The organism is Cupriavidus pinatubonensis (assembly GCF_019602855.1).
In the GTDB taxonomy this organism is placed as follows: Bacteria; Pseudomonadota; Gammaproteobacteria; order Burkholderiales; family Burkholderiaceae; genus Cupriavidus; species Cupriavidus pinatubonensis.
On record NZ_CP080767.1, the window covers coordinates 3030097 to 3043703 of the forward strand.

The following is a 13607-nucleotide window of genomic DNA, read 5'->3' on the forward strand; positions in this document are numbered from 1 at the left end:
CGGTGGGTCGATTGCATTTTCGTGCGGCCCGGTGTTAACTAATAGCCAGCAACTTGCGCAGAATGCTGAGGCGAATGTACAAATCGCCAGCCATCGCAATCAAAACGCCAACCCAATGGATGCCATCGACCAACAACTGCTGTCCCTGCTTCGCGACAACGCGCGCACGCCGGTCACGGCGCTCGCGCAGGCGCTGCGCGTGTCGCGCGCGACCGTGCAGAACCGCATCGACAAGTTGGAGAAGGAAGGACTGATCGTCGGCTATACGGTGCGGCTGCGGCCGGAAGCCGAGCCGCACCGCATCCGCGCATGGATGACGGTGGCGGTGGAAGGCAACAAGGCCCGCGCCGTGCTGCAGGCCTTGCGCGGCGAACCGAATGTGCAGGCGCTGCACACCACCAACGGCCGCTGGGACATCATTGCGGAACTGCGCGCCGACACGCTCGAAGCGTTCGACCGCACGCTGGACCGGATCCGGCTGATCGACGGGATCAGCGCCACCGAGACCAGCATCCTGCTGTCGACTTACAAGCTGTAGCGGTTGCGAAGACGCTTAGCTTGCGAGTTGTTGTTGCGAGCCGCGCAGGCGCTCCCGCCGGAATTCCTCGTGGAAGACCTGGCCGCTCGGCTGCAGCAGGTCGCGCAGCGAGACTATGCCGACCAGCCGCATGGTGTCGAGGCTCTCCACCACCGGCAGCCGCGCCACGCTCGACGCGGCCATGCTGCCTGCGGCCGCGCGCGCAGTCTGCGCCGGCACCAGGACTTGCGCTTGCGCCACGAGCAGGTCGCGGCAGCGCAGGTTAGCCGGCGCCGAGCCGGCCGCGGCGCCACGCACCGTGGCACGATCCAGCATGCCGAGCACGCGGTCGCCCGATACCACGGGGTAGGCGCGGTGCGCGGCGTGTTCACCGAAGTAGCGCGCGGTCGCCTCGGACACGCCGAGGTCGGCGTCGATCGTGATGACATCGCGCGTCATCAGCTCCGCCACATGGGCACGTTCGAGCGGATCGACGCTATATTCGCGATAGATATGCAGGCCGCGCCGCGCGATCTTCTCCGTCATGATCGAACGCTTCATAGTCAGCACCGAGAAGCCGTACGCCACCGCGGTGGTCAGCAGCAGCGGCAGCAGCGCCTCGGTATTGTGCGTGAGCCCGAACGCGAACACGATGGCCGTGAGCGGCGCGCCGAGCACGCTGCCAAGCACGCCGGCCATGCAGACCAGCGCCCACAGTTGCGGCGAGCCGCCTGGCAGCCATGGGGCCAGCACGGTGCCAAGCCCCGCGCCGAGCATCAGCAGCGGCGCGAGCACGCCGCCCGACGTGCCGGAACCGAGCGCTGCGATCCAGATCAGCGCCTTCACCACCAGCAAGGCCACCGCGACACTGATCGCGAGATGATTGTTCAGCAGGTCGCCGATCACGTCATAGCCAACGCCAAGCGCGCGCGGCTCGAAATAGCCGCCGATGCCAACCAGCAGGCCGCCGATGGCAGGCCACCACATCCAGTGCAGCGGCAACCGCGAGAAGGCGTCTTCCGTGCGGTACAGCGCAAGCGTCAGCGCAGCGCCCAGCGCACCGCACAACAGCCCTGCCACCACGCACGAGCCGAGCGCTACGGGGCCGGCCGGCGCCGTTTGCAACGGGAACAGCGGACCCGCTTCAAAGAAGAACGGCCGCAGGAAACCCGCCACCGCGCAGGCCAGCGCTACCGGCAGCAGGCTGCGCGGGCGCAGTTCGAACAGCAAAAGCTCGATGGCGAGCAGCACGGCTGCCACGGGTGTGCCGAAGATCGCCGTCATACCCGCGCAAGCGCCCGCCACCAGCAGCGACTTGCGCTCGCCAGCGGTCAGATGCAGGTACTGCGCGAGCAATGACGCCAGCGAACCGCCGGTCATGATAATCGGGCCTTCCGCGCCGAACGGCCCGCCGCTGCCGATTACGATGCCGGACGACAGCGGCTTGAGCACGGCCACGCGTGGCGACATCTTGCTCTTCCCGAACAGCACAGCTTCGATGGCTTCGGGAATGCCGTGGCCGCGGATCTTGTCGCTACCATAGCGGGCCATCAGCCCGACGATCAATCCGCCCAGCACGGGCACGACGATGACCCACGCGCCGAGCGTGTGGTGCGCCGGCGAACGTTCCGCGAGCGACAGCGTCTGGTAGAAGAACAGGTTGGTGAAGAAGCGGATCAGCTTCAGCAGCACGTCAGCGGCCAGCGTGCTGACGACGCCAATCAGCAACGCGATGCCGCACAGCAGCAACAGGCGCTGGCTGACGGCATAGTCGCTCTTTTCAGTATGCATGGGGACTCCTTGGATTCTTGTGCGATGCGGCAAGAATCAGCGCGGAACGTCCGTACGACAATGACTCTGCCAGAGGCCGCCAAATATATCACTCCGTGATATATTACGCCGACCATTCCAACGCGCCCCGCTCCAGAATGCCAACCGCCCCCGCCGTCGCTGCGCTCGCACATAGCACTCGTGCCTGGCTGCGCACTTTCGTACCGCTGCCTGTTTCCGCTAACCGCACCGAGCGCATCAAGAGTTGCCTCGGCGCGCTGCTAGGCCTCTTTCTCACCGAATGGATCAGTCACCAGACGCTGGGCGGCTTCAATCCCTGGTTTGTCGCGCCGATGGGCGCCTCGGCCGTGCTGCTGTTCGCGGTGCCTTCGAGTCCGCTTGCCCAGCCATGGTCGATCATCGGCGGCAATTTATTTGCAGCGCTGGTCGGCGTAGCGTGCGCACGCTGGATTCCGGATCAGGGGCTCGCGGCGGCCACGGCCGTCGCAGTCGCCATCGCCGTGATGTTCCAGTTCCGCTGCGTGCACCCGCCCAGCGGTGCCGTGGCGATCACTGCGGTGTTTGGGGGGCCCGCAGTCAGCGCACTCGGCTTCGGTTTCGTCGCGGTGCCGGTGCTGTTCAATTCGATGCTGCTGTTACTGATGGCACTGGCCTTCAACAACCTGTCGCAGCGGCGCTATCCGCATCGCCCACCCGAGCCGCCGGTACAGCACCATACTGCCGATGCCCCGCCTGGACAGCGCGTCGGCTTCACGCGCGCGGACCTGCATGACGCATTGCAGGCCCGCGGCGAATTCCTCGACATCGAAGAAGACGATCTCGAAGCGATCCTAGTGGCCGCCCAACTTCGCGCGTACCGGCGCCATTTCGGCAATGTGCTGGTTTCGGAAATCATGTCGCGCGACGTCGTGACGGTGAACCCGAGCCAGCCGGCATCGGAGGCTTCGCACCTGCTCACGCGGCACCGCATCAAGGCGCTTCCGGTGGTCGACGAACATCGCAAGCTGCTGGGCATCATCACCCAGAGCGACTTCTTCGCCGCGCAGCGCGACACGGGGGCGCGGCGCCTGGCCGGCACCGTGCGCGACCTGATGACGCGCGCCGTGGTCACCGCGCGCGCCGACCAGCCCATGGTCGAACTGGCCCAGGCCTTCAGCGACGGCGGCCTGCACCATGCGCCAGTCATCGACGACCACCACCGCGTGGTCGGCATGGTGACGCAGTCGGACCTGGTGGCTGCGCTGCTCAAGGACGGCGTGATGAGCGCCACGGCCTGATTTCCTTCGGCCTCCTCCCGGGCGTCGCATATCGGGCGCCTGCTACGCCCCTCGAACGCTGGCGCATGTCACATACCTGTGGCACTGTGGACTCATCCCCGGCTACGCGTTCACAGGTGCCTGCACAGCCACCTGAATCCCCCTCCTGCCGTCGCTGGGACTGACGTAAGCTATATTTACGCCGTTTCCGTCACTCCGGCGGAATTGGGAGATGTCATGAGTTCCGGCCAACTGATTGAAAAGATCGCCGCCGTGTTCGCACTGGTCGTGCTGATCGGCGGCTCATTGCTGGTGCTGGCGCCGTTCACCACGGCGCTGCTGTGGGGCGCGATCCTGGCATTCAGCTCGTGGTATCCCTACACCGTGCTGGCCCGCTGGCTTGGCAACCGGCGCAGCCTGGCCGCGCTGATCTGCGTGGTGCTGGCCGCCGTGATCGTGCTTGGGCCCTTCGTTTATGCCGGCGCGAGCTTTTCGGCACATATCGACCAGCTTTCCGCGCTGGTTGACCGCTACATCGACCAAGGCATTCCGCAGCTTCCGGACTGGCTCAGCAGCCTGCCCTATGTGGGCGGCTACCTGCAGACATCGTGGGAGCGGCTGATCCACGCCGATTCCGAAATGGTGGCCAATGTGCGCAAGCTGATCGCGCCGGTCGGACATGCGTTGCTCGGCGCTGGCCTGTCGGTCGGGGCCGGGCTGGGCCAGCTCGCACTGTCGATCATCCTGGCGTTCTTTTTCTATACCGGCGGCGAATACGCAATCGACTGGCTGCGCGCGGGCATGCGTCGTATTGCAGGCGAGCGTGCCGATCACCTCCTCGCGCTCGCCGGAAGTACGGTCAAGGGCGTGGTCTATGGCGTACTCGGCACGGCGTTCATCCAGGCCGTGCTGCAAGGCATCGGCCTGTGGATTGCCGGGGTGCCCGCCGCTGCCATCCTCGGTTTCGTCACGTTCTTCCTGTCCGTCATTCCCGTCGGCCCGCCGCTGGTGTGGCTGCCTGCCGCGCTGTGGCTGTACCACGGCGGCGAAACTGGCTGGGCGATCTTCCTGGTGGTATGGGGCGTGGCCGTAGTCGGCATGGCGGATAACGTCGTCAAGCCGCTGCTGATCAGCAAAGGCACGGGCATGCCGCTCATCTGGATCATGATGGGCGTGCTCGGCGGAGCACTGGCCTTTGGCTTCCTCGGCGTATTTATCGGCCCAACCCTGCTGGCGGTGGCCTATGCGCTGCTGCGCGACTGGACCATCGGCTCGCAGGTCGAAGCCGCACGGGCTGCTCAGGCCGCAGCAGCGGGGATCGCCGCGCCAGCGGACGGCCCCGCTCCCGCGCTCGTCGACAACCCCGATGCCCCGGCCGTCACGCCGGGCAAGCCCTCACGCTGAGCGGCCCATGAACGATGGTGATTCTGGCACGCCACTGGACACGCGCGCACTCCATAACCTGATCGCCTGCGAATACTGCGACGCCGTGTACCAGCGCGCCGAACTTGCCCGCGGCGAGCGCGCGCTGTGCCTGCGCTGCGGCGGCCAGCTTTACCGCGAAAGCGCACGCGCGTACCGGCGCCTGCTGCCCCTGGTCGTCACCGCACTGATCCTGTTCCTGATTTCCAACGCGTTTCCGATCGTCGAGATGGATCTCAAGGGCGTGCGCACGCAGACCACGCTGTGGGGCGCCGTGCAGGCGCTGTATGCCGACCACATGGCGCTGGTGGCGGCACTGGTATTCGCCACCACCATCCTGTTCCCGCTCTCGGAGATGCTGATGATGGCCTACCTGCTGGTACCGATGGCAGGCCACCGCATGCCGGTGGGCTTTGACCGCATCGTGCGCGGCATTTGCCAGACCCGCCCGTGGGGCATGATCGAAGTGTTCATGATCGGCGTGCTGGTCACGCTGGTGAAGCTGTCAAGCATGGCGCAGGTGCTGCCGGGCATCGCGCTGTGGTCGTTCGGGGCGCTGGTGGTGGTGCTGGCGGCCATGCTGTCATTCGACCCGCGCGACCTCTGGCATTACCTGGAATCGCCGGAAGACGCCGAGGCCACGGACGGAGCGCGCCGATGAGCGACAAGCCGCCAGCGCGCCGTCCGCGCCCCGGAATCGCCGGCGCGCGCGAACAGCTCGAACGCTCGCGCAAGCTCGCCGCCAGCGTGGTGCAGGAAATTACCGACGACGACGAGCGCACGCCGCTGCCGCAGGTACCCACTGCCTCGCGCCTGGGTCTCGTCTCGTGCCACGCATGCGACCTGGTCAGCCCGCGCTCGCTCGAGGGCGAGCCGTGCCCGCGCTGCGGCGCCACGCTGCACCACCGCAAGCCGGACAGCCTGGCGCGCACCTGGGCGTTCCTGCTGTCGGCCTACATCCTGTACATCCCCGCCAACCTGCTGCCCGTGATGGTCACGCAGTCCATCCTGGGCACGCAGCAGGACACTATCCTGTCGGGCGTGATCTACCTGTGGCTGTCGGGCTCCCGCCTGCTCGCGGGCATCGTGCTGATCGCGAGCATCATCGTGCCGCTGCTGAAGATGGCGATCCTGACGCTGCTGCTGGTGTCCGTGCACATGCGCTCCACCTGGCGTATCCGGCAGCAGACCAAACTGTATGGCCTGGTCGAGGTGATCGGCCGCTGGTCCATGCTCGACATATTCGTGGTGGCACTGCTGGCCTCGCTGGTGCGGGCCGGGGCGCTGGCCACCATCATTCCCGGCGGCGGCGCGATGGCCTTTGCGTCGGTCGTGGTGCTGACCATGCTCGCGTCGCTGAGCTTCGACCCACGCCTGCTGTGGGACTCGCTGGAACAACAAGATGCCCGAGACTGAAAACCTTCCGCCCACACCACCGGGACAGCCGGGCCTGCCGCAACCCGAACGCCGCCGGCGGGCGCGCTGGCTGCCGTCGCTGGTCTGGCTGATCCCGATCGTCGCGGCCGTGGTCGGCATTTCGCTGCTGGTCCACACCCTGACCTCGCGCGGGCCCGAGATCACCGTGACCTTCCGCTCGGCCGAGGGGCTCACGCCAGGCAAGACCGCGGTGCGCTACAAGGACGTGGATATCGGGCTGGTGAAATCGGTGCGGCTTGCGTCCGACCGCTCGCACGTGCTGGCCAACATCGACCTGACCAAGGATGCCGAGAACTTCGCCGTGGCTGACACGCGCTTCTGGGTCGTGCGTCCGCGCTTCGCCGCCAGCGGCGTATCCGGGCTGGAAACGCTGCTGTCGGGCGCCTACATCGGCGTAGACGCGGGCAAGTCCACCGAAAGCCGGCGCGAATTCAAGGGCCTGGAGGCGCCGCCGGTGGTGACGTCGGACTCGTCCGGCAAGCAGTTCGTGCTGCGCGCCTCGGACCTGGGCTCGCTAGATATCGGCTCACCGGTCTATTACCGGCGCGTGCAGGTCGGCCAAGTGGTAGCGTTCCAGCTCGACCCGAACGGGCGCGACATCACGCTGCGCGTGTTCGTCAACAAACCCTATGACCGGCTTGTGAATGCCGATACGCGCTTCTGGCATGCGAGCGGCGTCGATCTCAAGCTCGATGCGTCGGGCCTCAAACTGTCGACGCAGTCGCTCGTGACCGTGCTGCTGGGCGGCGTCGCCTTCCAGGCGCCCGAAGGCACCAGTGCGACGGATGGCGCCGCCGAGAACACGCAGTTCCTGCTCGCGGCCGACCAGGCCGAGGCCATGAAGGAACCCGAGGAACTGGCCCCGACGCTGGCTGTGCTCAACTTCGACCAGTCCGTGCGCGGGCTTTCGCCGGGCGCGCCGGTGGATTTCCGAGGTGTGATCGTGGGCCAGGTGCGATCCATCGGCATTGAATTCCAGCGCGACAAGAAGGCGTTCCGCATGCCGGTGGTGGTGGAGCTGTACCCGTCGCGCATGGGCTTCCGCGAACGCGACGTCCAGGACACCAACCGCCGCCACGAGATCATCGCGGGCCTGCTCAAGCGTGGCATGCGCGCGCAGCTTCGTACCGGCAACCTGCTGACGGGCCAGCTGTATGTGGCGCTCGACTTCTTCCCGAAGGCGCCGCCGGCCAATGTCGACCTGAATGCACCGATCCCCGAGTTCGCCACCACGCCGGGCACGTTCGATCAGTTGCAGGCGCAGGTCGGCGACATCGTCAACCGCATCGACAAGGTGCCGTTCGACCAGATCGGGCAGGATTTGCGCAAGTCCGTGGCCGCGCTCAACACCACGCTCGCGAGTGCCGACGAACTCGTGAAGCAGCTTAATGGCGATGTCGCGCCACAGGTGCTGGCCGCGCTGCAGGACGCGCGCAAGACGCTGTCCACTGCCAACGGCACGCTGTCGTCCGAGGCGCCGCTGCAGCAGGACGCGCGCCGCATGGTGCAGGAATTGACCCGCACGGCGACATCGTTGCGCAACCTGACCGACTATCTCGAACGCCATCCCGAAGCGCTGCTGCGCGGCAAGCCGGAGAAGGAATGATGAATCGCATCCACGCCTCGCGCGCATGCGCGCTGTCCATGCTGTTCGCCGCCACGGTGCTGGCTGGCTGCGCTTCGCCGGAACCGCGCTATTACACGCTCGCGCAGGGGCCGGCCGCCGATGCAAGCGCCGTCACCCCTGCCGTGCCGGCTAGCGATCCACTCTGGATCGAGGTCGCGCCAGTGCGCGTGCCCGAACGGCTGAACCGGCCGCAACTCGTGGTGCGCGACCCGCGTAACGGCAATGAGTCAGGCCTGCGGTTGCTGGACCTGTCGCGCTGGTCGTCGCCGCTTCCCGATGAGATGCGCGACGCACTGTCGCAGCGCTTGCAGGCCAGCCTTGGTGCGGTGGATACATACCAGCAAGGGCTGGCCGATGTAGCGCCCGTCTACCGCATCACGACGGAAGTGGTCCGGCTCGATGCCGACATCGGGCAGCGCGCCGGTGCGACGATCAACTGGACGGTGCGGCGGTTGCCGGATGGGAAGGTGGTGAGCGGGCGCACGCAGTCGGACCTGCCGGCGCCCGGCGAGGTCGATGCGGTGGTCGCGGCGTATCGCGAGATTCTGTCGGGGACGGCCGGGGATATTGCGGCCGGGGTCAGGTCGTTGGGGCGGTGAGGCCCGAAACCGATTCACATGCCGCCCGGATCCCGCTCGATCTCTTCGAGCGTGGCGTCCAGCCACTCCACCAACCGGGCTTCCAGCGCCTGCGTCAGCTCGGCAGCGAGTTGCGCCGTCAGCGGCGCCAGCCTCGCCTGCAGCGTGGCCTCGGTGTGCGCCTCGACGACCTGGGGCCACTCGGTCCGGAACCGCATCATGACCCGCGTCAGCAATTCGGTGCGCACTGCACGAAGATCGTCTTCACCGGGCGCATCGGACAGATAGCGGCCCGCAGGCTCGCTCAACGGCGATGCGGCATCGGCGTCATCGATCTCGTCAGTCAGCACCGGTATGTCCAGCACATCCGGCTCGCCCGTGTCACCGACATGCGTGACCACGCCTGATTCCGTCATGCCAGCGGTATCGATCACGCCGCTATCCGAAGGCATCGCCGAGACATCCTGCGTGCCATCCGGAAATTCCACCACCTCGGTCAGCAGCGGAATGCTGTCGTTCGGCCCCAGCCGCGGAATCACCCGCGAGGTCGTGCGTTCGGTCATTCGGATTCTCCGCGTGGCTGGCTGAGGTCGTGGTGCGTCAGCGGATAGCCGCGCTCACGGTAGAAGCGATAGCGCTCGCGCCCGGCCTCGCGATCTTCGGGGCCGGCGCCGACCACTTCGATCAGGCGCTCGAAGCTGGCGAACTGCGCGGGCGCCTTGGCATCGAGGTTGATCAGCAGCTGGTGGTGCGGCGCCTGGTCGAGGGTGGCGGCCAGCACGATCGGCGTGACCTCCGCGTTCGGGTGGTCCACGCCGCAGTGCGGCAGAAAGTCCAGCGGCGAGAACGTCCACAGGCGCGCGTCGAGCTCCGCCAGTTGCGCCGGCTGGCCGTGCACGACCACCTTCTGGCCGGCGCCGTAGGCCTTGCGGACCAGCCGGCAGATATAGCCGAGCTTGTCCGGCACGTTGCTGTGGAAATCGATGCGCGTCATGACTGCCTGCCTCTTGCGCCCGTCAGGCCGCGCGGTCCATCAGGAACTGCGTGAGCAGCGGCACCGGGCGGCCGGTGGCGCCCTTGGCCGCGCCGCTCTTCCAGGCCGTGCCGGCGATGTCCAGGTGGGCCCAGTCGTACTTTTCGGTGAAGCGCGCCAGGAAGCAGGCCGCGGTCACGCTGCCTGCCGGGCGGCCGCCGATATTGGCCATGTCGGCAAAGTTCGATTTGAGCTGATCCTGGTATTCGTCGTCCAGCGGCATGCGCCAGGCGGTGTCCATGGACTTGCGGCCGGCCTGCAGCAGCTGGTCGGCCAGCATGTCGCTGCGCGCGTACAGCCCGGTGTTGATATGGCCGAGCGCGATGATGCAGGCGCCCGTCAGCGTCGCGACATCGACCACGGCGGCCGGCTTGAAGCGTTCGACATAGGTCAGCGCATCGCACAGGATCAGGCGGCCTTCGGCGTCCGTGTTCAGGATCTCGATCGTCTGGCCCGACATGCTGGTCACCACGTCGCCGGGCTTGGTGGCGACACCGCTGGGCATGTTCTCGCAGGTCGGCACCACGGCGATCACATTGAGCTTCAGGCCCATTTCGGCCACGGCCTGCAGCGTGCCGAGCACCGACGCGGCACCGCACATGTCGTACTTCATCTCGTCCATGCCCTCGCCCGGCTTGAGCGAGATGCCGCCGGTATCGAAGGTGATGCCCTTGCCGACCAGTACCACCGGCGCCTGCTTGGCGCCCGCGCCGTCATAGCGCAGCACGATGAACTGCGGCGGCTCGACGCTGCCCTTGGTCACGGCCAGGAACGAGCCCATGTTCAGCGCTTCGATCTGCTTGCGGCCCAGCACTTCCACCTTGAGCTTGTGGCGCTTGGCAATCGCGCGCGCCGTGTTGGCCAGGTAGGTCGGGGTGCAGATATTGGACGGCAGGTTGCCGAGGTCGCGGGTCAGTTCCATGCCGTTGGCAATGGCAGTGCCGCGCACCACGGCCTGGGTCGCCGCCTTGGCGTCGTTGGCGTCCACGGCCAGCACGACCTTGCGCAGTGTCGCCTTGTCGGCGGCGCCGGGCTTGCCGTTGGCGCGCTTCAGGCCCGGGTGGCGCTCCAGCAGGCGGTAGCCCGCATCGCGCACGAGCGAGATGGTGGTGATGACCGCCCAGCCGATATCGCGCTGCTGCGGCGGCTGCTGCGACAGGCACCACAGCGCCGAGGTGGCGCGCGTGGACGACAAGGCACGCACGGCCGTGCGCACGGCTTCGGCAAAGGCCTTGTCGTTGAAATCCGCCTCCTTGCCCAGGCCTACCAGCAGCACGCGGGCCGCGCCCACGCCGGCCACCTCATGCAGCGTCAGCTGCGTGCCGCGCTTGCCTTCGAAGTCGCCCTGCTTCAGCAACCGTGCGACCAAGCCCTTGGTTGCCACGTCGAGGGCCTTGGCCACGCCCGCCAGATTCTGTCCTTCGAACACGCCGACCACGAGGCAGTCGGTCTTGGTCGCCAGGAAACCATTTTGGCCGGCTTTGCTCCAATCCAGGGCTTTTGTGCTAAATTCCATCGCGCTTCCTTCAGGGGCTCGTAGACACGAAAGCCTCCATTATCCGCGATTTTTATCCGCGACCTGCCGATCCGCCCCGCCTGCAGCCCGCTGTCCTGCGAGGCACTTCGCGCAAGGCACATCGCCCGCGCCGGCCGGCAGACCGGAACCGACACCGCATGATCTTTCAACAAGCCCTGCGACGCGAGCTCGCCTACACCGCCGGCGCGGTGTTCCTGGTGATGCTGACCTTCATGCTCACGTCGCTTGTGATCCGTATCCTGGGCCTGGCTGCCAATGGCAAGGCCAGTCCCAACGACGTGCTGATCCTGATCGGCCTGGCCACCATCGGCTACCTGTCCATCCTGCTCTCGGCCACGCTGTTCATCTCGACGCTGATCGTGCTGACGCGCTGGTACAAGGACTCGGAGATGGTGGTCTGGTTCTCGGCCGGCATCTCGCTGCGCGACCTCGTCAAGCCGGTGCTGCAGTTCGCGGCGCCGTTCATCTTGCTGTCCTTGCTGCTGGGCCTGTTCGCCTGGCCCTGGGCCAACCAGCAGAGCACGCTGTTCCGCGACCGCTTCGAGCAGCGCGGCGTGCTGTCGATGATCGCCGCCGGGCGCTTCATTGAACCGTCCAACGGCAACTATGTGCTGTTCATCGAAGGCATCGACGGCAACATGAAGTACGCGCGCAACGTCTTCGTCGCCAATGCCGAGGCCAACAAGATCGGGGTTGCGCTGGCACACCAGGGCACCTTCGAAACCATGCCCAACGGCGACCGCATGGTGGTCATGGAGAACGGCCGCCGCTATGCCGGCACGCCAGGCCAGATCGACTACCGCATCGTCGAATTCGAGCGCTATGCGGTCAAGGTGGACAACAAGCCACCTGAAAGCGCCAACGAGCAGCCGCCCAAGAGCCGGGACACCATCGACCTGTTGCGCAAACCCACGCTTGAGAACCTGGGCGAACTGCTCTGGCGCATTTCGCTGCCGATCCTTGCCTTCAATTTCGTGATGATCGCCATCCCGCTGGCCTACGTGAACCCGCGGCTCGGCCGCTACACGCCGCTGGTCTTCGCGGTGCTGATCTACCTGACCTACAGCAACCTGATCAACCTGGCCCAGTCCTGGGTGCGTTCAGGCTCGATCCCGTTCTGGCTGGCCTGGTGGCCGATCCACGCGGTGGCGTTCCTGGCCGCGCTGCTGATGTTCCGCTACCGGCAGAACCGCAGCCTCGGTGGCTGGCGCGCCGTGTTCGGCCGCCGCCCGGCGCCCGCCAAGGGAGGCACGGCATGAGGCTGCTGCGTGTTTATGAGCGCTACTTTGCGCGCCAGGTCTACGGGGTGTTCGTCTTCATCCTGTTCGCGGTGCTGTCGCTGTTCGTCTTCTTCGACCTGCTCAGCGAGCTCGAGAACGTCAACGGCAAGTACACCTCGCTGATCGCCTTCGTGCACGTCCTGCTGCAGGCGCCGACGCGCATCTACGAAGTCCTGCCGATTGCTGTGCTGATCAGCGCGATCTACGTGTTCTCGCAACTGGCCAGCCAGTCGGAGTACACCATCTTCCGCGTGGCGGGGCTCAATACGCGCCAGGCGCTGTTCTCGCTGTTCAAGCTCGCCGTGCCGCTGGCGCTCATCACCTTCATCTTTGGCGAGTTCATCGGCCCGCGGGCCGAGCAGTTCGCGCAGAAGATCAAGCTGGAGGCGATCGGTGCGACCGTCTCGTCAGGCTTCCGCTCCGGCGTATGGGTCAAGGACCGCGACAAGGATCCGGCCGGCGGCGAGATCACCCGCTTTGTCAATGTGGCCGGACTGCGGCCGGACCAGACCATCACGGGCATCACGGTCTATGAATTCGATGCCCAGTACCGTCTGCGCGTCATCCGCGTGGTGAAGGAAGGCCGGTACCAGGGCGCGCAGTCGTGGCTGCTGAGCGACGTCAACGAGACCCGATTCTCGGAACTCCGTCAGCCGGGCACCGCCTCGCGCGATGGCCTGGCACCGGAGTTCCGCGCCGAACAGGTTCGGTTCCCGAGCGTCACGATGCATTCCGAGCTGACCCCGCAGATCCTGTCCGTGCTGCTGGTCACACCCGAACGCATGTCGACGCTGGACCTGTTCCGCTATATCCGGCACCTGCGCGACAACAAGCAGGACACGCAGCGCTACGAGATTGCGTTCTGGAAGAAGGTGGTCTATCCGCTGACGCTGTTCGTCATGATGGCGCTGGCCCTGCCCTTCGCCTACCTGCACGCGCGTGCCGGCGCAGTGGGCGTCAAGGTGTTTGGCGGCATCATGCTGGGGCTGTCGTTCCACCTGTCGAATACGCTGTTCTCGCACGTGGGGCTGTTGCATACGTGGCCGCCTATCGTTTCGGCGCTGGTACCCGGCACCCTGTACCTGTTGCTGGCGTTGACGGCCCTGCGCTGGGTCGATCGTCACTAACG

The 13607-nt window shown here is 66.4% G+C and carries 13 protein-coding genes; 9 read left to right on the forward strand and 4 right to left on the reverse strand.

Annotation, left to right across the window (positions count from 1 at the left end):
- Window positions 1–115 precede the first annotated feature (115 nt).
- Window positions 116–538 carry an Lrp/AsnC family transcriptional regulator gene (locus K2O51_RS26710; protein WP_011298821.1) on the forward strand — a complete coding sequence of 141 codons (423 nt, stop codon included), beginning with the start codon at window positions 116–118 and terminating at the stop codon, window positions 536–538.
- Window positions 539–553: 15 nt separating this feature from the next.
- Here the strand turns inward: K2O51_RS26710 and K2O51_RS26715 are convergent, their stop codons facing one another.
- Entirely contained in the window at window positions 554–2308 is a 1755-nt protein-coding gene (locus K2O51_RS26715; protein WP_220631007.1) for a chloride channel protein, read from the reverse strand.
- A gap of 137 nt (window positions 2309–2445) precedes the next feature.
- Here K2O51_RS26715 and K2O51_RS26720 point away from each other — a divergent pair, with 137 nt between their 5' ends.
- The 6 genes from K2O51_RS26720 (at window position 2446) to K2O51_RS26745 (ending at window position 8649) form a co-directional block, all read left to right on the forward strand.
- Window positions 2446–3585: an HPP family protein gene (locus tag K2O51_RS26720; RefSeq protein ID WP_011298823.1), complete on the forward strand. Its 1140-nt coding sequence runs from the start codon at window positions 2446–2448 to the stop codon at window positions 3583–3585.
- Between the two features lie 216 nt (window positions 3586–3801).
- Window positions 3802–4968 (forward strand): AI-2E family transporter, encoded by a 1167-nt coding sequence (locus tag K2O51_RS26725; protein WP_011298824.1) that lies wholly within the window; start codon window positions 3802–3804, stop codon window positions 4966–4968.
- A 7-nt stretch (window positions 4969–4975) separates the two neighbouring features.
- Complete coding sequence (locus K2O51_RS26730) at window positions 4976–5647, forward strand: paraquat-inducible protein A (RefSeq protein ID WP_220631008.1); 672 nt, start codon at window positions 4976–4978, stop codon at window positions 5645–5647.
- On the forward strand, window positions 5644–6402 hold the full coding sequence (locus K2O51_RS26735; protein ID WP_011298826.1) for a paraquat-inducible protein A: 759 nt from the start codon (window positions 5644–5646) through the stop codon (window positions 6400–6402). Before K2O51_RS26730 ends, K2O51_RS26735 begins: the two co-directional genes overlap by 4 nt.
- Window positions 6389–8029, forward strand: a complete 1641-nt coding sequence (locus K2O51_RS26740) for a PqiB family protein (RefSeq protein ID WP_011298827.1) — start codon at window positions 6389–6391, stop codon at window positions 8027–8029. The genes K2O51_RS26735 and K2O51_RS26740 overlap by 14 nt, the downstream gene beginning before the upstream one ends.
- Window positions 8026–8649 (forward strand): PqiC family protein, encoded by a 624-nt coding sequence (locus K2O51_RS26745; protein ID WP_140951114.1) that lies wholly within the window; start codon window positions 8026–8028, stop codon window positions 8647–8649. Before K2O51_RS26740 ends, K2O51_RS26745 begins: the two co-directional genes overlap by 4 nt.
- A gap of 14 nt (window positions 8650–8663) precedes the next feature.
- Here K2O51_RS26745 and K2O51_RS26750 read toward each other — a convergent pair whose 3' ends face one another.
- From K2O51_RS26750 to K2O51_RS26760, 3 genes are read right to left on the reverse strand one after another with little or no spacing between them, the layout of a single operon-like run.
- Window positions 8664–9191 (reverse strand): hypothetical protein, encoded by a 528-nt coding sequence (locus tag K2O51_RS26750; protein ID WP_011298829.1) that lies wholly within the window; start codon window positions 9189–9191, stop codon window positions 8664–8666.
- Window positions 9188–9622, reverse strand: coding sequence for a DNA polymerase III subunit chi (locus K2O51_RS26755; RefSeq protein ID WP_011298830.1), 435 nt, complete (start codon window positions 9620–9622; stop codon window positions 9188–9190). Before K2O51_RS26755 ends, K2O51_RS26750 begins: the two co-directional genes overlap by 4 nt.
- 22 nt (window positions 9623–9644) lie before the next feature.
- Entirely contained in the window at window positions 9645–11177 is a 1533-nt protein-coding gene (locus K2O51_RS26760) for a leucyl aminopeptidase (protein WP_011298831.1), read from the reverse strand.
- Window positions 11178–11335: 158 nt separating this feature from the next.
- Between K2O51_RS26760 and lptF the strand changes: the two genes are divergently transcribed.
- Together lptF and lptG are read left to right on the forward strand one after the other, a co-directional pair.
- Window positions 11336–12457, forward strand: coding sequence for an LPS export ABC transporter permease LptF (lptF, locus tag K2O51_RS26765; RefSeq protein ID WP_140951116.1), 1122 nt, complete (start codon window positions 11336–11338; stop codon window positions 12455–12457).
- Window positions 12454–13605, forward strand: a complete 1152-nt coding sequence (gene lptG / locus K2O51_RS26770) for an LPS export ABC transporter permease LptG (protein ID WP_011298833.1) — start codon at window positions 12454–12456, stop codon at window positions 13603–13605. Before lptF ends, lptG begins: the two co-directional genes overlap by 4 nt.
- Window positions 13606–13607 lie beyond the last annotated feature (2 nt).